Genomic DNA, 22,296 nt, shown 5'->3' with positions numbered 1-22,296 from the left:
AATGTTAAATTCTATATAAGTGGGTATTAAGGGGTATCCCCCCTGCCAGGCATATTACCAGCACCGTTTTCGCAGACTTTCGTCATGAGCTCACATATAAGTATGTTGTAACTAATTTAGAACAAAAAAAAAGCGCGGTCTAACACCGCGCAATGGATAATCAACTGCTACTACTTTTTTACTTTTTAGAATGACGTCCGTACACCGCCCAAGTGATGACCACACAAGCGACATAGAAGATCAGAAATACTTTCATCGCATCGACCGGAGAACCGGTTAACGCCAGAGACGTACCAAATGCTTTCGGGATAAAGAAGCCGCCAATCGCACCAATGGCTGAGATAAAGCCCAACGCTGCCGCAGTGTCTGTTGCTGCTTCGCGCATTGCTTTCTCTTCTGAACCGCCTTCAGCTTTCACTCTGTCCATCGTCAGCTTGCGGAAGATAACGGAGATCATCTGGAAGGTTGAACCACTCCCCAGACCAGCCGTCAGGAACAATGCCAGGAACACCGCGAAGAAGGCGATAAAGTTGCCGCCAACGCCGTTTGATGGCAGCGTCAGGAACAGTAAGGCACTGAAAATTGCCATCAGCACGAAGTTCACCAGCGTTACACGGGTTCCGCCCAGACGGTCAGAGATTGCGCCGCCCGCTGAACGAGCCAGCGCGCCAATCAACGGTCCAAAGAAGGCGTAATGCAAGATCTGTACCTCAGGAAACTGCGTTTTTGACAACATGGCAAAACCGGCAGAGAAACCGATGAATGAACCGAAGGTTGCCAGATACAGCAGGCTCATAATCCACAGATGCCCACGTTTCAGCACCGGCAATTGCTCTTTCAGCGACGCTTTTGAGGTTGCCAGTTCATTCATACCAAACCATGCAGCCAGCGTTAACACCGCAAGGAACGGTACCCAAATCCATGCGGCGTTTGCCAGATACAGCTGTGTTCCATCCGGTTGTTCAACCCCGTGGCTACCAAATGCGGCAAAGATTGACAGTGAAACCACCAGCGGCGCAACCAACTGCATCACGCTGACGCCCATGTTGCCCAGGCCACCGTTCAGACCCAGCGCACCACCCTGTTTCTGTTTTGGAAAGAAGAAACTGATGTTTGCCATGCTGGACGCAAAGTTCGCACCGGCGAAACCGCACAACAGAGAGATAATAATAAAGGTACTAAACGGCGTGGAAGTATCCTGCACCGCAAAACCTAACCATACGCAAGGAATGATCAGGATACCGGTGCTAAACGCTGTCCAGCGACGTCCACCAAACAGGGGAACCATAAAGGAGTACGGAACACGCAGCAGCGCGCCGGACACAGAAGGTAATGCCGTCAGCATGAACAGCTGTTCAGTGGTGAAATCAAATCCGACTTTCGGTAAGTTCACCGCCACGGCGCTAAATAACATCCACACGCAAAACGCCAGCAGCAAGCAAGGGACGGAAATCCACAGGTTACGGCTGGCGATTCGTTGACCACGCTGCTGCCAGAAGGCGGGATCTTCCGGCCGCCATTCGGTAATTACAGCTCCAGATGCCCTTTCCGGGGCAGATGAGTGACTCATAGACACCTCTGATACTTGTTTCGATGCCTGCAACATTAGGGTTTACAGCTGGAGGTAAGTTGATATAAATCAAAGGAAAAGGTGTCATTATTCATGCCTAAAATTTATCATTACCCTAAATGAGTACATAACTTCGGTAAAAAAGATGTGGTTTTTCACGCTTCTGTCGCCCCCTACTCCCCCTCGCCCAGGATCTCTCCCTCCACTGGCAATTAAGAGGTAGCCCGTTTGAGGTATGGGTATACTCCAGTGTATCGCCGAGAATAACGCCACTGCCTGCAGCAGAATCGTCATTCAATAAGGTTTTCTGTTCGACGAAAACCCGAAGGAACAAGTCACCATGTTTAAACGTTGTCTCTCCCCGCTTACGCTGGTCAACCAGGTGGCGCTGATTGTTTTATTGTCCACAGCCATCGGCGTGGCGGGTATGGCTGTCTCCGGCTGGCTGGTTCAGGGCGTTCAGGGTAGCGCCCATGCAATCAACAAAGCGGGATCGCTGCGCATGCAGAGTTATCGCCTGCTGGCAGCCGTACCGCTGGACGCTAGCGATCAACCGCTTCTGGATGAAATGGAGAAAACGGCGTTTAGCCCGGAGTTGACGCGTGCCGCAAAGCGAGACGGACAACAGGCGCAGTTAAAAGCACTACAGGATTACTGGCACACTGAACTGGCGCCGGGGCTTGCGCATGCGCAAACGCCTGATGCGGTAGCGCAGGATGTGACACGCTTTGTAGGCGGTCTGGATAAGCTGGTTACCGCCTTTGACCATACCACTGAATTACGCATTGAACGCGTCGTCCTGCTGCATCGCCTGATGGCCATATTTATGGCATTGCTGTTGGTTTTCACCATTATCTGGCTGCGCGTGCGCCTGTTAGAGCCGTGGAAACAGCTGCTGGCGATGGCGCGAGCCGTCAGCCAACGTGATTTTACCCAACGCGCGCGTATCAGCGGGCGTAATGAGATGGCCGCTCTGGGCTCGGCACTGAATAATATGTCGGAAGAACTGGCCGAAAGTTACGCCGTGCTGGAACAGCGGGTACAGGAGAAAACGGCGGGTCTGGAGCACAAAAATCAGATCCTTTCTTTTCTGTGGCAAGCCAACCGCCGCCTGCACTCTCAGGTGCCGTTGTGCGAACGCCTCTCTCCGGTACTGAATGGTCTGCAAAATTTGACCTTGCTGCATGATATTGAACTCCGGGTTTACGACCTGGAAGATGAAGACAATCATCAGGAATTTACCTGTCAGTCCAATGCCAGCTGTGATGAGAAAGGATGCCATCTGTGTCCTCGCGGAACGCTGCCCGCGATTGACGGCGGGATTACATTGAAATGGCGGCTGACCGATGCACATACCCAGTATGGTATCCTGCTCGCTACTTTGCCGAACGGACGCCATCTCAGTCACGATCAGCAGCAGTTGGTTGATACCCTGGTTGAGCAACTGACCGCAACGCTCGCGCTCGACAGACATCAGGAGCGTCAACAGCAGTTGATCGTGATGGAAGAGCGTGCCACCATTGCACGCGAACTTCATGATTCTATTGCACAATCGCTCTCTTGTATGAAGATGCAGGTTAGCTGTTTGCAGATGCAGGGCGATGCGCTTTCAGATAACTGTCGCGAGTTGCTCAGCCAGATTCGTAACGAGCTGAATGCTTCGTGGGCACAACTGCGTGAACTGTTAACCACCTTCCGTTTACAGCTCACAGAACCTGGATTACGGCCGGCGCTGGAAGCCAGCTGTCAGGAGTACAGCGCCCGTTTTGGATTTACGGTTAAGCTGGATTATCAGCTACCGCCACGCCTGGTCCCTTCGCATCAGGCGATTCACCTGCTACAAATTGCGCGCGAAGCCCTGAGTAATGCACTTAAACACTCTCAGGCCAATGAAGTGGTCGTGACGGTGGTGCAAAATGGCAAGCAGGTCAAACTAACAGTGCAAGATAACGGCTGCGGCGTACCGGAAAACGCCGAACGCAGTAACCACTACGGCATGATTATAATGCGCGACCGTGCGCAGAGCTTGCGCGGCGATTGCCGCGTACGCCGTCGCGAGACGGGCGGTACTGAAGTTGCTGTCACTTTTATTCCCGAAACAAACTTCACAGAAGTCCAAGGAGATACCCATGAGTAATCTGGAACCGGCAACCATCCTGTTGATCGACGATCATCCGATGCTGCGAACCGGTGTAAAACAGCTTGTCAGCATGGCGCCCGATATTACCGTTGTCGGCGAAGCCAGCAATGGTGAGCAGGGTATCGAGCTGGCTGAATCCCTTGATCCCGATCTGATCCTGCTTGATCTCAACATGCCCGGCATGAACGGCCTGGAAACTCTCGATAAGCTGCGTGAAAAGTCACTGTCGGGCCGTATCGTTGTGTTTAGCGTATCCAATCATGAAGAAGACGTAGTTACCGCACTGAAACGCGGCGCTGACGGTTATCTGCTGAAAGATATGGAGCCTGAAGATTTACTCAAAGCCTTACAGCAGTCAGCGGCCGGTGAAATGGTGCTGAGTGAAGCCTTAACACCGGTTCTGGCCGCCAGCCTGCGTGCTAATCGTGCAACGTCGGACCGTGATGTCACCCAACTGACACCGCGTGAGCGCGACATTCTCAAGCTCATTGCCCAGGGGCTGCCGAACAAGATGATCGCCCGTCGTCTGGACATCACTGAAAGTACGGTAAAAGTCCATGTGAAGCATATGTTGAAGAAAATGAAGCTCAAATCACGCGTCGAAGCCGCGGTATGGGTACATCAGGAACGCATTTTCTGATAACGCGTTGATGCTTCATTGCTAACGAGGATCATTTTCCGAAACGGTAATAAACGGTTCGGTCAGTGATAGCGTGATCTCATTGGAAGAGACACGCTGACCCTGCTCATCTTCTACCACCACAGACAACCGCCAGCGGTTTGTCGCGCCTTCGCTGCTGTCCCACTTCGGCATAATAATCGTCCAACCTTGCACGCTTCGGTTATCGCTACCCGCCGTTAAACTCAACGCCTGGGTATCACCCTGCCAGGTTAAATGGCGGATCCCATGCAAACTACGCACCTGCAGCTTCAGCGCCACCGACTCACCAGACTTGAGATCCCAGGGCGGCGTGGCCAAAAATACCGACAATGTTTTACGCTGACGATATTCCAGCGTCGGCAGATTGTTACGCTGCGGATCGTCATAACGACTGCCGCGCAGCGATCGGCTATTTGCCACCTCGCTGACCATCAGTTGTTTTTTTAGCGGTACGCCAAATCGGTAATTCAGCGTTAAGCCGAGGTTATTCTGGCTGATTCCGCTTTCGCCCTGCTTATGTTGTGCCGTCACGGTAATCAACGGCACCGGCGTATAGCTCAATCCCAGATTCACCGCCACAGGATTGTGGTACCCGGTTCCGGAATGAAACAGATCCACCCGGTCGCCAAAATACTGTTCCACGCTGACGCTGGTATTGAGGTGTTGATAGAACGGCATGCGCATTTGCGCAGTCAGGTCGTAGCCGCGGGCCATCCGTTGTTCCTGGGTTGCGGAACGCTCCTGCCAGGAGGACAACGGTTGGTAATAGTTAGCGGATAAGCGCAAGTATTCGCCCCACGCCTCGGCGCCAAGGCCTCCCCGGGGCAGATTTTCATCCAACAGGTTGTCATAAAAGGTGTTGTAACCCAGAAACCAGCCGTCGCGTACCCAGCGCTGCCCAATCCCCGCATTGCTGACTAAACCTTCGTCCTGTTGCGTCAGCCCCAACTGGCTCCAGGTAAGATAACGTGGATTGTCCTGCCATGGGATAAACCAGCTTCCCCGACTTCCGGTAAAGCTGCCTTCGTTATCCACCTGCAATCCAACGCTGGCGTTTCCCCAGGGAGAGAGCCAGGATTCCAGTTGCTGATTAACCTGTTCGCTGACCGTGTCACGCACCTGACCAAATGCGAACTGCTTCGCCTGTTCACCCGTATCAAGCCCGTTATCGGTCATGCTGGCTTCACCAAACGCTTTGACCATTTCAGCAAAGTGCTTTTCGCCTGCCCGCGACTCCGGCGCCAGACCGAGATCGGGTAAACCATCACTATTGTTATCGAAAGGGTTTTCGGCCTGGTAAATAAAAGATGTCCGTGCGCTGGCAATACCGCCTGCCAGCGGCAAGAGTAGGAGAAGAGAAAATCTGCAGCAAACAAAACGGCTCAAATCGTTACTGGCTTTTATATCATTGAATTTGGGGACCACAGCGTAAATCCTACCTGTCCGACGTCCCCTTTGCAGCTTTTTCTCAAATTTTCAGGAATATCCTTAATCATTGAGTGTGATTTTTTGTGCCAGTAATGTCTTCAGTTCCGGAATACACGAGCCGCAATTACTCCCGCAACGTAACGCTTTTCCCAATGCCTGAACCGTATCACAACCGTTAGCGATAGCCTGGGTAATGGCCTTTTCTCCTACGCTGTAACAACTACAAATAGTCGCGTCCTTATCAGCCGTAATACCACCGGGTTTCCCGCCCAACAGGGCATGACGAGTCTGAGCGTTTTCCGGCGTTTGCATGAATGCGCAGAGGATCGCCGCATCATCAATCTGCGGCAGCGTTGCCGCTGACCAGAGCCCAAGCATCAGCTTTCCTTCATGCCAGGCCAACAGATTCAGTCCCTGCTCCCATTTCGCCTGCTGAAGTTGCCAGCCTTGCGTCACACAATATTGTTGCAGCCACGCAGTAATATCGCTGTCGCCCGCCAGCGTATAACGCACGGCATTGTCAGCACTTTTGCGCCACCAGTGAACGAACCCCGGTAACGTCAGCGCGGAGCGACAAAACAGCTCTCCCTGCCACCGGGGCTGCCATGCCATAATGCGCACCGCTGTCTGTTTGCTTTCCGGCTGTCCAGAGTCAGGGTCACAAATCGGCGCCACCAATGCATTTACCCGTCCTTGACGGGCAAAATGATTATTCCAATGCATTGAAGTGAAGACGTTCCCTGGCCGCTGCCCACGGTGAATGGTCACCCTACCAACCATTACGCCGCGCGGGGAGTTAACCCGGCATAGCGCACCTTCATTCAGCTTTAAGCGATAGGCATCCTCTGGTGCAATTTCTACCAGCGGTTCATTGATGTGCTGCATCAGGCGTGAAATCGTCCCCGTCCGCGTCATAGTGTGCCACTGATCGCGAATGCGACCACTGTTTAGCACCAATGGATAGAGGGCATCACAGGCAGTTTTCATCCCCTGTGGCGTAACAGATACCAGGCGTAAACGTTGGTTACCACGCCACCCCTGCCAAAAATTTAGCGTTGATGAGCCGGTACTCACTGGCCAGCGAACCGGCGTCATCTCATCCCACTGTTGATGCGTCAGCTCCGCTAACGCGCCGATATCAAATGCACGTTCCCCCCTGTTTTCATAACCGGAAAGCGCCGCATGTTCACAAAATACCTCCCATGCGCTTTGCCAGCCAAACGCATGGGCAAAACCCAACTGTTTCGCTATTTGCGCGACGATCCACCAGTCCGCCCTCGTCTCACCCGGCGCTGGTAAAAATGCGCGCTGGCGCGAGATCCGTCGTTCTGAGTTCGTCACTGTACCGTTTTTTTCGCCCCAGGCCTGAGCCGGAAACCGAATATGCGCGTAGCGGCTGGTGTCCGTGTCTGCCACGACTTCAGAGACAATCACCAGTGGACAGGCTGCCAACGCCTGACACACGGCATGGCTGTCCGGTAATGACACCGCCGGGTTTGTCCCCATGATCCATACCGCTTTAACGTCGCCTTTACCGATCGCCTCAAACAAATCCACGGCCATCAAACCAGGCGTCTGCGCCAACCTTTCAGTGCCCCAGAAGCGGGACAGGCGGGCAAGATCCTGGGGTTCAAAATTCATATGCGCCGCCAGCTGCGTCGCCAACCCGCCAACTTCCCGGCCGCCCATCGCATTGGGTTGCCCGGTCAGCGAAAATGGGCCGCACCCCTGTCGACCAAACTTACCGCTGGCCAAATGCACGTTAATAATCGCATTACACTTATCGCTACCGCTGGCAGACTGGTTAATGCCCATGGTGTATAGCGTGATGGCTGTTGGCGCGCGCATAAACCAGTCATAGAAGGTGACAATATCGGCAACATCCAGCCCGCAAAACTGCGCCACACGCGCGAGGCTCCAGTCGCGCGCAATAGCAAACGTTTCTGCAGCGTCATCAAATTCACTTTGCGCATTACCCTCAGCCACAATCCTGTTCAGTAAGCCAACAAACAGCCCAGCATCGCTACCGGGCAGCAGGGAAAGATGCAGATCGGCGATATCACAGGTTGCGGTGCAGCGAGGATCGATAACCACGACTTTCATCGACGGATTAGCATTACGCGCCTGCACCAGACGCTGATACAGCACCGGATGCGTCCATGCTGCATTCGATCCCACCAATACCACCAAATCACTGCAGTCGATGTCCTCATAACTGCAGGGCACGACATCCGCTCCTAGCGCCCGCTTGTATCCGGTCACCGCAGACGACATACAAAGCCGCGAATTGGTATCAATATTGGCCGCGCCAATGAAGCCTTTCATCAGCTTATTCGCCGCATAGTAATCCTCCGTCAGCAGTTGCCCGGAGGCATAAAAGGCTACGGCATGCGGGCCATGCTGAGCGATGATAGCGCGCAGACGTTCACCGGCGGTGTCCAGCGCCTGCGACCAACTCGCCGTTTCGCCATCCACCATCGGTTGCAACAACCTGCCGCTAAGTCCTGTGGTTTCAGCCAGCGCCGCGCCTTTGACGCATAAGCGGCCAAAGTTTGCCGGATGTTCGGGGTCACCTCTGACGGTGACGCCATTATTGTCTACCTGCGCAATCACGCCGCAGCCAACGCCACAGTACGGGCACGTTGTACGAGTCTCACTCATGATGCCTCCGCCCGCAGGATCAGCGCCTGAGTTCCCACCCACACTTTGCCCGCCTCCACTTTCACCGGCCAGGCGCGTACCGCCTGTTCTCCGCTGTCATACTGGCGGCCATCGCGCAGACGAATACGTTGTTTATACAGCGGCGAGATAACAATCGGCTCACCCTGCACATCCCCCAGAATACCGCGCGATAACACCTGCGCAGCGCTACCGGGTTCAAGGTTATCAAGGGCATAAATCGTCTGCCCAAAGCGGAATAATGCAATTTGCACATCTCCCAGACGTGCGCCAATACCCGCCTGCTCAGGGATTGCATCAAGGGCGCATATCTCCTGCCAGGGTTTTGTCGGTAATGACTCACGGCCCCTGGATGCAGGTTTAGCCAACTGCGGTTGCCCGCGTAAAGGCGCGCGGGCAACCGTCTCATCCGCCTCATCACTATTGATATATGAACGAAACAGCGCCAGACGCTGCGGGCTACTGAGCGTGGTTTGCCATTCGCACTGGTAGCTTTCCACAACCCGCGCCATCTCTTGTTCCAGTTCACTGGCAATCCCTAAACTGTCGTCGAGGATCACTTCACGCAAATACGCAATGCCCCCTTCCAGGTTATCCATCCAGGTGCTGGTACGTTGCAGACGATCCGCGGTGCGAATGTAGAACATCAGGAAACGGTCGATAGTGCGCATCAGCGCGGTATCATCTAAATCACTGGCAAACAAATCGGCATGGCGTGGTTTCATTCCTCCATTGCCGCACAGATAGAGATTCCAGCCTTTATCCGTCGCAATGACGCCCACATCCTTGCTCTGTGCCTCGGCGCACTCCCGGGTACAACCGGACACCGCCATTTTAATTTTGTGTGGTGCACGCAACCCTTTGTAGCGATTTTCAAGCATCACCGCCATTGCCGTTGAATCCTGTACGCCGTAGCGACACCAAGTCGAGCCAACGCAAGACTTCACCGTTCGCAACGACTTCCCGTACGCATGCCCTGTTTCAAACCCCGCAGCCACCAGTTCGCGCCAGATATCAGGTAACTGTTCCAGACGCGCGCCGAAAAGATCCACCCGTTGCCCGCCGGTGATTTTGCTGTACAGCTGGTAACGTTTCGCAATCTGTCCTATGGCGATCAGGCCGTCCGGTGTGACCTCTCCCGCAGGCATACGCGGGACCACAGAATAGGAACCGTCTTTTTGAATATTGGCAAAATAGCGATCGTTCGTGTCCTGCAGCGGTAAGTGCGCAGGTTTAAGCAGATACTCATTCCAGCAGGACGCCAGCACTGACCCCACCAGAGGTTTACAGATTTCGCAGCCGTGACCATGGCCGTAACGGCTAATCAACTGTTCGAAAGTATGGATATGGTTCACCCGTACAAGGTGATAAATCTCCTGGCGCGACCAGGGAAAATGTTCACAGATATCCTTTTTGACCTCAACGCCCTGGGCCGCAAGTTGGTGCTCCATCACTTGTTTCACCAGCGCGCTGCATCCGCCACAACCGGTCGCTGCTTTAGTGCACTGTTTGATGGCGCCAATGTCCGTCACACCAGCACTTACCGCCCGGCATATATCGGCCTTACTGACGTTATGACAAGAGCAGATTTGCGCTGTATCGGGCAATGCCGCAACCCCAAGCGCTTTTGGCGCACCGCCCGCCAGCGCGGGCAGGATCAGCGATTCCGGCTGACCAGGAAGCGGCATCCCATTCAACATCATTTGCAATAGCGTGGCGTAATCGCCAGCATCGCCAACCAGCACTCCGCCCAACAGCGTTTTGCCCTCTGCGCTGACGACGATCTTTTTGTAGATCTGCTCAGGACCATGCGTCCATTGATAGCTTTTCGCGCCCGGCGTACGGGCATGCGCATCGCCAAAAGAAGCAACATCAACGCCCAGCAGCTTGAGCTTGGTGCTCATATCCGCCCCGCTAAAGCTGACATCTTCTCCGGCCAGCTGTGCGGCGACTACCCGCGCCATTTGATATCCCGGCGCGACAAGGCCAAAGACTCGCCCTTCCCACAACGCACATTCGCCGATTGCAAAAATGGCGTCATCTGACGTGCGACAGTGGCTATCGATACAAATCCCACCGCGTTCGCCAATATCTAAACCGCTGCGACGCGCCAGCGCATCCTGCGGACGAATACCCGCAGAAAAAACCACCATTTCGGTTTCCAGCTTTTCGCCGTCGGCAAAGTGCAGTACCAGTCCGTCAGTGGTACTTTCAATTTCCGTGGTTGATTTTGCGGTGTGGACGCCAACGCCAAGCGCCTCTATCTTTTCTCGTAACATCGCGGCACCGGCGTTATCCAGCTGCACCGCCATCAGATTAGCGGCAAACTCAACAACATGCGTTTCCAGCCCAAGCTGACGCAGCGCGTTCGCAGCCTCCAGACCAAGCAGGCCACCGCCGATCACCACCCCGCGGCGCGCACTTTTCGCTTTCGCTGCAATGGCATCTAAATCGTCCAACGTACGATAAACAAAGCAGGCGGGTGAGTCCCCACCTTTCACAGGGGGGACAAATGGATACGATCCGGTGGCAAGTACCAGCGAATCCCAGTGGGTTTCATGTCCGTCGGCGTTGCGGATGACGTGCATCTCACGATCGATCTCGGTCACGCATTGCCCCAAACGTAGCTCTATGCCATTACGGGCAAAGAAATCATCAGCGACAAGCGAAAGTGATTGCGCGCTGCGCCCGGCGAAATACTCTGACAGATGCACCCGGTCATAGGCGGCATAACGTTCTTCGCCAAACACCACAATGTGATAATGCAAATGCAGATTACGGCTAACGCATTGCTCAAGAAAATGGTGGCCAACCATACCGTGTCCCACAACAGCCAGTGTCGGTTTTGTCATCGTCATCTGTCCTGCAGCCGATGGCTGCGTATCAAAGCGGTCGAAGAGCCAGTCGGAGTGTGCTGTCGCCCCCTGGGCCAGCAAATCGGTTAATGGCGCTGCGCTATGGCAATCGCCCATCAGCAGCACACCATGGAGTTTTCCATCACGCGTCAGCAAGCGGCGATAGTGCCCGCTGAGCGGATCGTATGTGCTCAGGGTGGCATCCGTCGCCGTCGTGTCCGTTACGCCTGCACTAAACAGATCAATTCCCGTCACCTTGAGGCGCGTTCCACTCGCCTGCCAACCAAATCCGGCACCGATAAAACCCGCTAGTCGCGCAGCCAACACCTCAGCCTGTTTCAGGCACGGCGCAACCAGTCCCCACGTCTGGCCGTTAATCTCGCAGCATTCCCCGACGGCGCTAATGCCGGGCATTGAGGTGCGAAGCTGTTCATCCACCACAATCCCCTGCTGACAAACAGCACCGCACTCCTGCGCCAGGGAGATATTGGGTTTAACCCCCGTGGCAATCACCACGCCATCCGCCGCAATACGCTGGCCATCCAGCAACGTTACGCAGTCGGCTTCGATACTGACGAGCCCAGAACTAAGCTCGCAGCGAATACCACGTCCTGTTAGTTGCGCCTGCAGCAGATCGCTGGCCTGTTGATCAAGCTGTTGTTCCATCAACCTTCCCGCGCGATGAATCAACGTGACATCGTCACCGTGAAGACGTAAGGCTGCCGCGGCCTCCACGCCGAGAACGCCACCACCCAGCACCACCTTTGGCCCAGACTGCTGGAGAATCGCCTCGACATCCTGCATCGTGCGAAAAGCATGAACATGCGGTTGTTGGACGCCTGGAATGGGCGGAATAAACGAATACGATCCGGTGGAAAATACCAGCTCATCCCAGAACAAAAGCCGTTTTGTGGTGGTCAGGCTGCGGCTGGTGGCATCAACGGCCAACACAGCTTCATCGCTCAGAACCGTCACGCCGTGATCGAGATACCACTGCGCCGGATGAAGCAAAGTTTGCGCAAAGGGCTTTTCTCCCCCCAGCACCGGTGAAAGTTGGATCCGGTTGTAGGCAAGCTGCGGCTCTTCACCAATAACGGTGACGGAAATGCCGCCGTTTTTGTACATAACAAGCGCCTCAATCAGACGAGTTGCCGCCATGCCATGACCCACAATGACCAGTCGCGTCATCTTCCCCTCCTTACGCCGCCTTCGGCTGTTTCTCATACAGAAAATGGAGAATGCGTTGTCGCAGGTGGTGGTATCGGCTGTCATCGGCAAGCTGGACCCGATTGCGTGGGCGCGGTAAATCAACCGTCAAGATCTCGCCCGCCGTCGCCGCTGGCCCGTTGGTCATCATCAGAACCCGGTCGGAAAGTAGCACCGCTTCATCAACGTCGTGAGTGATCAGCACAATGGTGGTATTCAGTGACTGCTGGATGTGCATCACCGTATCCTGCAAATGTGCCCTGGTGAGCGCATCCAGTGCGCCAAACGGTTCATCCATAAGCAGGACTTTGGGTTTCATCGCCAGTGCCCGGGCAATACCCACGCGTTGCTTCATCCCACCAGAGACTTCACCGGGGTGTTTGTGCATCGCGTGCCCCATCTGGACGCGGTGCAGGTTGTATTCGATCCACTCACGTCGCTCGGCTTTACTCATGGTGTGGCGAAATACCTGATCGACGGCCAGGGCTACGTTGTCGAAACAGGTCAGCCACGGCAGCAGCGAATGATTTTGGAAAACGACCGCCCGCTCAGGCCCCGGCCCGGCGATTTCGCGGTGATCGCAAATCAGGCCACCTTCAGTTGGTAACGTAATGCCGGCAATCAGATTCAAAAGCGTCGACTTTCCGCAACCGGAGTGACCAATCAAACTCACTGTCTCCCCTTCATGGATATCAAAAGAGACATTGTGTAGCGCGAGGAACTCACCGCTGGCGGTCGAAAAACGTTGGCTGACCGCCTGGACCTGAATAATGGGTTTCATGTTGTCTCCTTATTTTTCCTGCCAGCTATAACGACGTGCCACCAGCATTAGCCCCTGCTCAAGCAGCAGACCGACAACGCCGATGATGACGATAGCGATGAGAATGTTTTCGACGTTAAGGTTGTTCCACTCATTCCAGATCCAAAAACCAATCCCTAACCCGCCGGTGAGCATTTCTGCTGCCACAATCACCAACCAGGCGATGCCAATCGACAGGCGTACGCCAGTGAGGATCGCCGGAAGCACGGCGGGGAAAAGTATCCGCCGCATCACCGTCCACTCAGAGAGTTGCAATACGCGAGCTACGTTGAGGTAATCGTCAGGGATTCTCCGCACCCCTTCGGCGGTGTTGATCACCATCGGCCATATAGAGCAGATAAAGATGGTCCAGCTCGATGCGGGTTCCGCTTTTTGAAACAACAGCAGTCCAATCGGCAGCCAGGCCAGCGGACTGACCGGGCGCAACAGCGCAATCAGCGGCGAAAACATGTGCGAAAAGAAGGTGAAACGCCCAATCAGAAAGCCCAGCGGAATCCCCACCAGCGCCGCTAATCCGAAACCGATCGCGACCCGTTGCAACGACGCCAGCACGTTCCAGCCGATCCCCATATCATTCGGCCCGCCGTTATAGAACGGATCGGCAAACAACGTCAGGGCTGAATCCAGGGTGCTCAGCGGCGTCGGAAATCCTTTGCTGTTGATGGCGGCAAGTTGCCAGCACACCACCAGCAAGGCAATCCCCAGCAGAGCGGGTACGGCGCGTCTTAGCCATGTACTAAGCCACATTGACCATGGCATTTTGCGCTTTCTGACCTTCATCGTTGATAGCGTGATGACCTCACCGACTACCGGCTCAGGGGATTTAAGCTGCGTATTTTGTTTCATCTCAGGCTCCTGTACGGTGGAGGGTAAAACTGTTGGCATAGGCTTCTGGATTGCGGCCATCCCATACGGAACCGTCCATCAGCGTACTGGTTCGTAGCAATTTCGCAGGAGGTGTTATCCCACCAACCGCCGCTGCCGCATCGCGCCAGATGTCGGTCCGGTTGATGCGCGCGGCAATGGCTGCATAATCCGGTTGCTGCTTCAACAATCCCCAACGGCAGAACTGGGTCAGAAACCACATGCCATCGGAATGCCAGGGGAAACTCACCTCGCCGTCGCGAAAAAAGCGGATGGCATGCGGATCCTGCCAGCGACGACCGGCACCGTTGTCGTACTCGCCCAGCATTCTCGCCGTCAGATAGCTTTCTTTGGTATTGAGCCAGGCCCGGCGCGCCAGAATTTGTGCTGTTTCGCGTTTATTGGCTTCACTGGCGTCTATCCAGCGCGATGCCTCAAGCAGCGCGCTAACCAGTGCCCGGGCAGTATGTGGATATTTTTCTACCCACTCCCGGCGCGTACCGAGTACTTTTTCCGGATGGTCGGGCCAGATATCCTGGGACGTCGCCGCGGTAAAACCAATGCGGTCGTTGATCGCCCGCGCATTCCACGGCTCGCCGACGCAGAAGCCACTCATATTGCCAATGCGCATGTTCATCACCATTTGCGGAGGCGGTACCACAACGGTGCGAACATCGGTGAAAGGATTGATGTCAGCGCTGGCCAGCCAGTAATAGAGCCACATGGCATGTGTGCCTGTGGGAAAGGTGTGCGCGAAGGTATAGGTTCCGGGCGCCTGCGAGACGATCCGTTTCTTCAGCGCAGACGCATCGGTAATGCCCTGCTCCAGCAGCGTTGCGGAGAGCGTGATCGCTTGACCGTTCTGATTGAGCGTCATCAGATTGGCCATGGGCTGCGCTTTACTGGCAATACCCAGTTCCAGGCCATACAACAGGCCGTACAGAACATGAGCCGCATCCAGCTCTCCAGAGACCAGTTTGTCACGCACTGCGGCCCAACTGGCCTCTTTGGTCGGCACCAGCGTAATGCCGTATTTTTTATCAAAACCTTTCAACGTGGCGATAACCAGCGGCGCGCAGTCGGTTAGCGGAATAAAACCGACCCGAACGGTAGTCATCTCCGGCGCATCAGACCCTGCCGCCCAGACCGAAGACATCAGTCCTGGAATCAGGGAGCTGGCCCCCATCACGGCACTTGCCTGTAAAAACCGCCGCCGCGTTAACGAAACTGTTCTGTCACCCATACATGCTCCCCATAAAAAAAGGCGTCCAACAATGCCTAAGCATTGCGGGACGCCTTTATCCTCAAAACAGTCAGACCGCCGTTGGCCTGCTGCTAAATTGTCTGTATGAGTGAATGCAATTCAGATGCCAGAATTACACTGGCGGTTTTAGCGGGTTCGACGCGTACCAGACGCCGCGGTGCACCCAAATATGGCAGACACTGCCCGCCTGTTGTGCAGTCGCTATCCCTGCATCAGGGATTTAACGGTAAGCAATGCCCGGGCGATATCGACCATCCGTTGGTTTTTATCCATCGCCATTTTTCGCAATAGCTGCCACGCCTGTTCTTCGCTGACCTGCTGGTGATTCATCAGGATGCTTTTTGCTTTATCAATCACCTTGCGCTCCTCTAAGGCGTCCTGCAATGAGGCAAGTTGGGCGCTCATTTGCTCCAGCTGGCGAGCCTGCTGTCGAACAACCCGCAATAATTGTTTATCCCGGCGCAGCGAGAGGGGTTCGTCAGCACGGTCGTCAAGCCAGTTGTCGAGCGGCAAAGCGTAGGTTTCTTCCGCCAGCCGACGCGCCACGACATTCAGCAATTCGGTAATCAGCATCTCTTCGAGATGGCGTAATTGTTCAAGGCGCTGCGTTTGCAGCGTGAACCAGCGTAGCGCACTTTCGCCGTTATCGAGTTGGGGTTGTCGCGTACAGGCCTGGCGTCGCAGTTGTTCGATCGCGCCAGATGCCTCGCATTGCTGACGAAAATGCTGCACCAGTACAGGCGAAGCCAGGGAGGTAAAGGTATCAAAGCACGGCTGCTGCCCGTCTATTCTGTCCACCAGCTCCTGGCGCATTTGAGGGTTAAATTCGCCCTGGGTAAAGCCAATGGCCCCTAACGCCCGCTCTTGTCCTACCAGCTCTTTACCCTGCATAAAACTGTACAGCGCCACCAGCCCACCTGCGACATGGGGATAATCAATGCTGTCGTTAAGCTGCGGCACAATACCCAGCAGATGGCGTAACGTCCGGCTGTACTGCTCCATCGCCTGCTGTGCATCGATAGTCTGCCCGCTGACAGACTCACGCAGCGTCGTTAGCTGATCGAGGCACCAGACGGTGCCAGCAATACGGTGGCACAATGCACTGCCCGCCACCGGCATAATGTGCTGGAAAAGGATATGCAGTTGCCGACACTCTTCATCCACCAGCGCCCGACTGGCACGGACCTCCCGATCATAAAGCGTACCTTGAGAACACAACCAGATATTGGATGCACCGCGTTCGCACTGTAGCATATGCACCAGATGGCTAATGCGCATCACCAACTTACCGGACTGTGCCAGTTGGCGAAGCTGGGTGTTCTCAAGCTGGCGGGCATGGCGAAACCATTGCGTCGCGCCGGAATTTTGTGCATTTGTCATCATCTCTGCCCTCACCGATAACGGGTTATCCCTGAGGACAAGCAATATCCATGCCCCCCTGACAACAGGAGTAAAAATGCAAAAGATAGTGATCGTCGCGAACGGTGCGGCCTATGGAAGCGAATCGTTATTTAACAGCCTGCGTCTGGCCATCGCCCTGCGCGAACAGGAAGCGGATCTCGACCTGCGTCTGTTTTTAATGTCGGACGCGGTAACCGCGGGATTACGAGGTCAGAAACCTGCAGAAGGATACAATATTCAGCAAATGCTGGAGATCCTGACGGCGCAAAATGTGCCGGTCAAACTGTGCAAAACCTGCACCGATGGCCGTGGGATCACGACGCTGCCGTTAATTGACGGAGTAGCCGTCGGCACGCTGGTAGAACTGGCTCAATGGACGCTGGCTGCAGATAAAGTGCTGACCTTCTGATACACCGCTTCAGGCAAGCTCACTGAAAGTGTCGATAATTTCCGGATTTAATCGTAGATGGGCGCGGTTTCGTTGAACGTTAGCACGCCCTTTCAACCCTTTTGAGGGATTTTGTCACTTTTGTTTAATCGTTATGCCATTTTTTGATCAAAATCAGCATCCTGTTGCTCCCCCTTTGGTGTTATGCAATGAGTGAAATGTGAACAACATCACGCAGCACTTTCGACAGAAAGTACGTTGTTTTCAAGAACGGGGTGAAAAATGGCATTAGTGAAGGCGAGTTTAAAGTTATTTGGTGGCGATACGGTGGTTGTGCGCTGTTCCGAGCGCTGTCACATCCATCTGATGAGCGAGAAAAATCACGTCAAAGACACGCAGTCCGACATTTTAAGCGTGCAGGATCGTGATAACGCATGGTTAACCGTACCGTATACCGGCGTATGGAATGTGCTGATCGACAGCCATAGCCAGTCGCTCGAGCATTCAATAAGTTATATTGCAGCCTAAGCGTTAATTGCCCGAAAAGCGCCTGGCTTTCGGGCATTCAGTTCCTGGCTGGATTCAGGCAAACCCTGGACGCATAACACCTTCCGGCAGATTCTCTCCCAACAATCGTTTGACCGTGATCACCAGATCGTTAAGACAATCATCCTGCATCCCCAACTTGACCAGCTCTTGTTCCAGTGAGAACAGATACTGGGCGTTGGTGCCTAAAGGTCCGCTCGCCGTGGCGATAAGCGGCGCAATCACCTGCGCGCGCGTGTCTGACTCAAACAGCGGATGACGCGGATCCATAATAAAGACCAGTGCGTTCACCGTCCTGCCGTCATCAAGCGCCAACTGACACCAGGTCGGCAGATAACAGCCGGTGATCATTTCTCGCTTCCACAGCAGTGAAAGCTCTTGTTCCAGGGACGCGTCCGGCAAACGGTAGGCCACACCGGTGGTGCGTCCGCCTTCTTTCAGGGCCAGCATACGTCCTGGCTGACACGCCGTTCCTCGCCCCGCCGTCAGACGCAGGCAAAAGGCACGGTGCCAGCCGACTAACGTCCCGGTACAAGACTCTTCAAATTCTAAGGCCGGGTTCCACATCAATGATCCATAACCGAAGATCCACACCGGTCCATCATCTGGTCGGCAAGCGAGCGTGGCAGCCAGTGAGGCTGCACGTTGTTCCGCTGACCAGAGTAGTGATTCTTCAATAGCACCAAATGCCGTCTTACAGTCGGCATTCAATAAAAAATCACGCGTTAACACCTTACACCTCCGCCACTGCTGCTTCCCTGCGACAACTTTTTTGACGCCTTCCGGGCTTTTTTACTGCTCATTTTGAAACCAATAGCTGGACAATAGGCAATTCACCGCTCGCTTGCAAGCCAGCAACGGCGCGGCGTAGCACGATTCGCTAACCCCTGATGCTGGCTAGTTCATAAAGGCATTATAATTGATACTGTTACGTCTTTTTATGCCATTTATCATCATCACCTTTTTGATAATCATTTTTGACCGCGGCCCACGCCACCTTGTGCGCCGTCTCTTCGCGGGTGGCATCATCACGACGGTCAGATTTATCTTTATACTGTTCCCAGGCGCTGTTGAAAGCTTCTTTGTAGATGTCCTGAGCATGGGCTGGCAGAACATGCTGCACGCTGTCAGGCAGATCGCTTTTAGATTTATACGGCATTGTGAACTCCTCTTTTTAGGCTAAACCTTAAGTGTGGTTAACAATGCGGCGATACGCCAACAATAGACATTTTTAGAAACTTTCTTCATCTAACCTTCTGTAAATTAAACAGTCTATAAACAAGAAATTTGTTTTTGACCGCTTTGAGAGGAAAAATAAGCGATGTAGTAAAATTTCGTAAAATGTCACCTACAAAACCAGGTTTTCTGTTATTTTTTACATTCTTTAATACTTTTTATAATTATATACCCTAAATAATTCGAGTTGCTTAAAGGCGGCAAGGGAGTGAATCCCAGGAGCATAGATAACTATGTGACTGGGGTGAGTGAGCGTAGCCAACGCATAAGCAACTTGAAGTATGACGGGTATAAATACCTGCAGAGACGGAGAATTAATTCAATGACACAAGTACATGAGGCGGTAAAAACCCGCCACAAGGAGACCTCTCTCGTCTTCCCGATTTTGGCGCTGGTAGTACTGTTCTTCTGGGGGAGCAGTCAGTCACTACCAGTGGTCATCGGTATTAATGCGCTGGCCCTTATTGGTATATTAAGCAGCGCATTCAGCGTTGTCCGTCATGCGGATGTATTAGCACATCGACTTGGCGAACCCTACGGGTCGCTGATCCTCAGCCTGTCCGTTGTTATTCTTGAAGTCAGCTTAATCTCCGCATTAATGGCGACCGGCGATGCAGCGCCTACGCTCATGCGCGATACGCTATATTCAATCATTATGATCGTAACCGGCGGCCTGGTCGGTTTTTCATTACTGTTAGGTGGCCGTAAATTTGCCACTCAGTATATGAATCTATTTGGTATTAAGCAGTATTTAATCGCCCTGTTTCCGCTGGCCATTATTGTACTGGTGTTCCCGATGGCTTTACCGGGTGCAAATTTCACTACCGCGCAGGCGCTATTAGTGGCATTAATTTCTGCGGCGATGTACGGCGTATTTTTGCTGATACAAACTAAAACGCATCAGAGTCTGTTCATTTATGAGCATGAAGACGAGGGTGACGACGACGATCCGCATCACGGTAAACCGTCAGCCCACAGCAATATGTGGCACGCCGCCTGGCTTATCATTCATCTGATCGCTGTAATCGCCGTGACCAAGATGAACGCCAGCCCGCTGGAGACATTGCTGACTGAACTGAATGCCCCAGTGGCATTTACCGGTTTCCTGGTCGCATTGCTGATCCTCTCTCCTGAGGGTCTGGGCGCGCTGAAAGCGGTTCTGAGTAATCAGGTTCAGCGGGCGATGAATTTGTTCTTCGGTTCGGTGTTAGCCACCATTTCACTGACCGTTCCGGTCGTAACGCTGATCGCATGGGCAACCGGGAATGATTTGGTCTTTGCGCTGGGCGCGCCAGAGATGATTGTGATGGTTTCATCGCTGGTACTGTGTCATATCTCTTTCTCTACCGGACGCACCAACGTGCTTAACGGCGCGGCGCATCTGGCGCTGTTTATCGCCTATCTGATGACGATATTTGCCTGAAAAAAAGCCGGATACGACGCAATGCGTCTTATCCGGCCTGGAGTATGTTTCACTTCATTTCTTACGGTTTTGTCGGCCCGATAAGCGTTGGGCTCTCGGGCGGTCAAACCAGACTTAGTTCTCGGTATCCAGCTCGTCGAAGCTTTTTACCAGGTCATCAATCGCTTTAATCTGGGTCAGGAACTGTTCCAGTTTCGCCAGCGGCAGCGCGGATGGACCATCGCATTTCGCATTGGCTGGATCCGGATGCGCTTCAATAAACAGACCGGCCAGACCTACCGCCATACCGGCACGCGCCAGTTCGGTAACCTGCGCACGACGACCGCCGCTTGCTGCGCCAAACGGGTCACGGCATTGCAGCGCATGGGTAACGTCAAAAATCACCGGCGAGTTGCCAGAAACTTTCTTCATCACGCTGAAGCCCAGCATATCCACAACCAGGTTGTCATAACCAAAGTTCGCGCCACGGTCGCACAGAATTACTTTGTCGTTGCCGCCTTCATGGAATTTATCCACGATATTGCCCATCTGGCCCGGGCTTACGAACTGCGGTTTTTTCACGTTGATAACGGCACCGGTTTTCGCCATCGCTTCCACCAGATCGGTCTGACGAGCGAGGAATGCCGGCAGCTGAATCACATCCACCACGTCAGCAACAGGCTGAGCCTGGCTGGCTTCGTGAACGTCGGTGATCACTTTTACGCCAAAAGTCTGCTTCAGTTCCTGGAAGATTTTCATCCCTTCTTCAAGGCCCGGTCCACGGTAAGAGTGGATGGAAGAACGGTTGGCTTTATCAAAGGAGGCTTTGAACACGTAAGGGATACCCAGCTTTTGAGTAACGGTTACGTAGTGCTCACAAATGCGCATCGCCAGATCGCGGGATTCCAGCACGTTCATTCCGCCAAACAGCACGAACGGCAGGTCATTTGCCACGTTGATGTCGCCAATGCTAACCACTTTTTGTTTCATAGGATCGCCTTAAACGGTAGGTAAAGTGTCATTAATCAATGCAATACAATTTGCTTGTGCGAAATAGTATTAATCTGCGCACGAATCATTTCGCTGATCGGGTCTTCCGGACACTGTTCAACGAAATAACTTAAATCGGTCAGCGCAACATGCTCACACTCCAGTTGCGCGTAAATTAATCCACGATCGCGTATTTCATACGGATCTTCAGGATTAAACTGTAATAGTGCTTCGCTGGCACGCAGCGCCAGCTCCATTTGTCGCTCTTCCATCAGCGATGATTTCAGCGTATCGAGCAGCTTTCGAATTACTTCTGCATTATCCGCCTCATCCAGGTCTTCGTTAAACAGCTCCGCGACCGGGCTGATATTCCCCTTCAGCCACACTTCCAGCGTGTGCTCATTTAACGTTTCGCCATTGAACGGATTGATTAGCCACATTTCGCCATCGAGCGATTCAATACGCAGGATGAGTTGTGTCGGGAAAATCACCGGCACCAGCGGCAGTTCCAGTCGGTTGGCAATCCACAATAAGATCGCGCCCAGGGATACGGCACTGCCCTGACGATTTTTCAGTACCTGATCAAGCCATAGTGCATCAGAAAGACGATAGACGCCGTGGGTATCCGTAAACCCCCATTCGCCGTAAAAAAGTGCCAGCAGTTTTTCCAGTTGCTCATCCTGAGACAGGAGCTGGCTAATTTCTTCTTGCGCCAGACTGACCAGATGTTCCAGTTCGTCATAGACAGTTTGTGTTGGAAAATCCAGACGGATAGACTCCGACGCCAGGATCATCCCATCACACAATGGCGCTTTATTAAATTCGAAATCAGCTAACGACCTCATG

17 protein-coding genes are annotated in these 22,296 nt (G+C 53.7%); 5 read left to right on the top strand and 12 right to left on the bottom strand.

The genetic code is table 11. The annotated features are described in order from the left end of the window. Positions 1 to 178 precede the first annotated feature (178 nt). Entirely contained in the window at positions 179 to 1,570 is a 1,392-nt protein-coding gene (locus OGY37_RS17480; protein WP_003833390.1) for a NarK family nitrate/nitrite MFS transporter, read from the bottom strand. 340 nt (positions 1,571 to 1,910) lie between these two features. Between OGY37_RS17480 and narX the strand changes: the two genes are divergently transcribed. Together narX and narL are read left to right on the top strand one after the other, a co-directional pair. After that, positions 1,911 to 3,707, top strand: coding sequence for a nitrate/nitrite two-component system sensor histidine kinase NarX (gene narX, locus OGY37_RS17475; protein ID WP_003833391.1), 1,797 nt, complete (start codon positions 1,911 to 1,913; stop codon positions 3,705 to 3,707). Then, positions 3,700 to 4,350, top strand: coding sequence for a two-component system response regulator NarL (narL, locus tag OGY37_RS17470; RefSeq protein WP_003833392.1), 651 nt, complete (start codon positions 3,700 to 3,702; stop codon positions 4,348 to 4,350). The genes narX and narL overlap by 8 nt, the downstream gene beginning before the upstream one ends. 21 nt (positions 4,351 to 4,371) lie before the next feature. On the opposite strand, the gene OGY37_RS17465 is transcribed toward narL, so the two are convergent. The 7 genes from OGY37_RS17465 to nasR all read right to left on the bottom strand — a co-directional run bounded on the left by OGY37_RS17465 (position 4,372) and on the right by nasR (position 16,870). After that, positions 4,372 to 5,757 (bottom strand): YchO/YchP family invasin, encoded by a 1,386-nt coding sequence (locus OGY37_RS17465; protein WP_050542097.1) that lies wholly within the window; start codon positions 5,755 to 5,757, stop codon positions 4,372 to 4,374. 102 nt (positions 5,758 to 5,859) lie between these two features. Beyond that, positions 5,860 to 8,460 carry a nitrate reductase gene (locus OGY37_RS17460; RefSeq protein WP_286621364.1) on the bottom strand — a complete coding sequence of 867 codons (2,601 nt, stop codon included), beginning with the start codon at positions 8,458 to 8,460 and terminating at the stop codon, positions 5,860 to 5,862. Further along, positions 8,457 to 12,521, bottom strand: a complete 4,065-nt coding sequence (nirB, locus tag OGY37_RS17455; protein WP_286621361.1) for a nitrite reductase large subunit NirB — start codon at positions 12,519 to 12,521, stop codon at positions 8,457 to 8,459. The genes OGY37_RS17460 and nirB overlap by 4 nt, the downstream gene beginning before the upstream one ends. Positions 12,522 to 12,531: 10 nt before the next feature. Next, positions 12,532 to 13,320, bottom strand: coding sequence for an ABC transporter ATP-binding protein (locus OGY37_RS17450; protein ID WP_286621359.1), 789 nt, complete (start codon positions 13,318 to 13,320; stop codon positions 12,532 to 12,534). Between the two features lie 9 nt (positions 13,321 to 13,329). Then, entirely contained in the window at positions 13,330 to 14,205 is an 876-nt protein-coding gene (gene ntrB / locus OGY37_RS17445; protein WP_008784966.1) for a nitrate ABC transporter permease, read from the bottom strand. A gap of 1 nt (position 14,206) precedes the next feature. Further along, positions 14,207 to 15,466, bottom strand: a complete 1,260-nt coding sequence (locus OGY37_RS17440; RefSeq protein WP_003833398.1) for a CmpA/NrtA family ABC transporter substrate-binding protein — start codon at positions 15,464 to 15,466, stop codon at positions 14,207 to 14,209. Positions 15,467 to 15,688: 222 nt separating this feature from the next. Continuing rightward, a complete protein-coding gene (gene nasR / locus OGY37_RS17435; protein WP_286621357.1) occupies positions 15,689 to 16,870 on the bottom strand; it encodes a nitrate regulatory protein NasR in 1,182 nt (393 codons plus the stop codon). Between the two features lie 73 nt (positions 16,871 to 16,943). Between nasR and OGY37_RS17430 the strand changes: the two genes are divergently transcribed. Both OGY37_RS17430 and OGY37_RS17425 read left to right on the top strand, forming a co-directional pair. Further along, a complete protein-coding gene (locus OGY37_RS17430) occupies positions 16,944 to 17,297 on the top strand; it encodes a DsrE/DsrF/TusD sulfur relay family protein (protein WP_003833402.1) in 354 nt (117 codons plus the stop codon). A 261-nt stretch (positions 17,298 to 17,558) separates the two neighbouring features. Beyond that, positions 17,559 to 17,804 carry a DUF1883 domain-containing protein gene (locus OGY37_RS17425; RefSeq protein ID WP_003833405.1) on the top strand — a complete coding sequence of 82 codons (246 nt, stop codon included), beginning with the start codon at positions 17,559 to 17,561 and terminating at the stop codon, positions 17,802 to 17,804. A 54-nt stretch (positions 17,805 to 17,858) separates the two neighbouring features. Here OGY37_RS17425 and OGY37_RS17420 read toward each other — a convergent pair whose 3' ends face one another. Together OGY37_RS17420 and chaB are read right to left on the bottom strand one after the other, a co-directional pair. After that, positions 17,859 to 18,554 carry a gamma-glutamylcyclotransferase gene (locus OGY37_RS17420; RefSeq protein WP_003833406.1) on the bottom strand — a complete coding sequence of 232 codons (696 nt, stop codon included), beginning with the start codon at positions 18,552 to 18,554 and terminating at the stop codon, positions 17,859 to 17,861. Between the two features lie 196 nt (positions 18,555 to 18,750). Beyond that, positions 18,751 to 18,981 (bottom strand): putative cation transport regulator ChaB, encoded by a 231-nt coding sequence (chaB, locus tag OGY37_RS17415; RefSeq protein WP_043016118.1) that lies wholly within the window; start codon positions 18,979 to 18,981, stop codon positions 18,751 to 18,753. A gap of 399 nt (positions 18,982 to 19,380) precedes the next feature. Here chaB and chaA point away from each other — a divergent pair, with 399 nt between their 5' ends. After that, complete coding sequence (gene chaA / locus OGY37_RS17410; protein ID WP_003020769.1) at positions 19,381 to 20,481, top strand: sodium-potassium/proton antiporter ChaA; 1,101 nt, start codon at positions 19,381 to 19,383, stop codon at positions 20,479 to 20,481. Positions 20,482 to 20,595: 114 nt separating this feature from the next. Here the strand turns inward: chaA and kdsA are convergent, their stop codons facing one another. Further along, complete coding sequence (gene kdsA, locus OGY37_RS17405; RefSeq protein WP_003020772.1) at positions 20,596 to 21,450, bottom strand: 3-deoxy-8-phosphooctulonate synthase; 855 nt, start codon at positions 21,448 to 21,450, stop codon at positions 20,596 to 20,598. 35 nt (positions 21,451 to 21,485) lie between these two features. After that, on the bottom strand, positions 21,486 to 22,295 hold the full coding sequence (gene sirB1, locus OGY37_RS17400; RefSeq protein WP_286621355.1) for an invasion regulator SirB1: 810 nt from the start codon (positions 22,293 to 22,295) through the stop codon (positions 21,486 to 21,488). Position 22,296 lies beyond the last annotated feature (1 nt).

Origin of the sequence: Citrobacter sp. Cpo030 (genome assembly GCF_030333005.1) — a bacterium.
In the GTDB taxonomy this organism is placed as follows: domain Bacteria; phylum Pseudomonadota; class Gammaproteobacteria; order Enterobacterales; family Enterobacteriaceae; genus Citrobacter; species Citrobacter portucalensis.
This window is presented reverse-complemented; position numbering and strand designations above follow the sequence as displayed.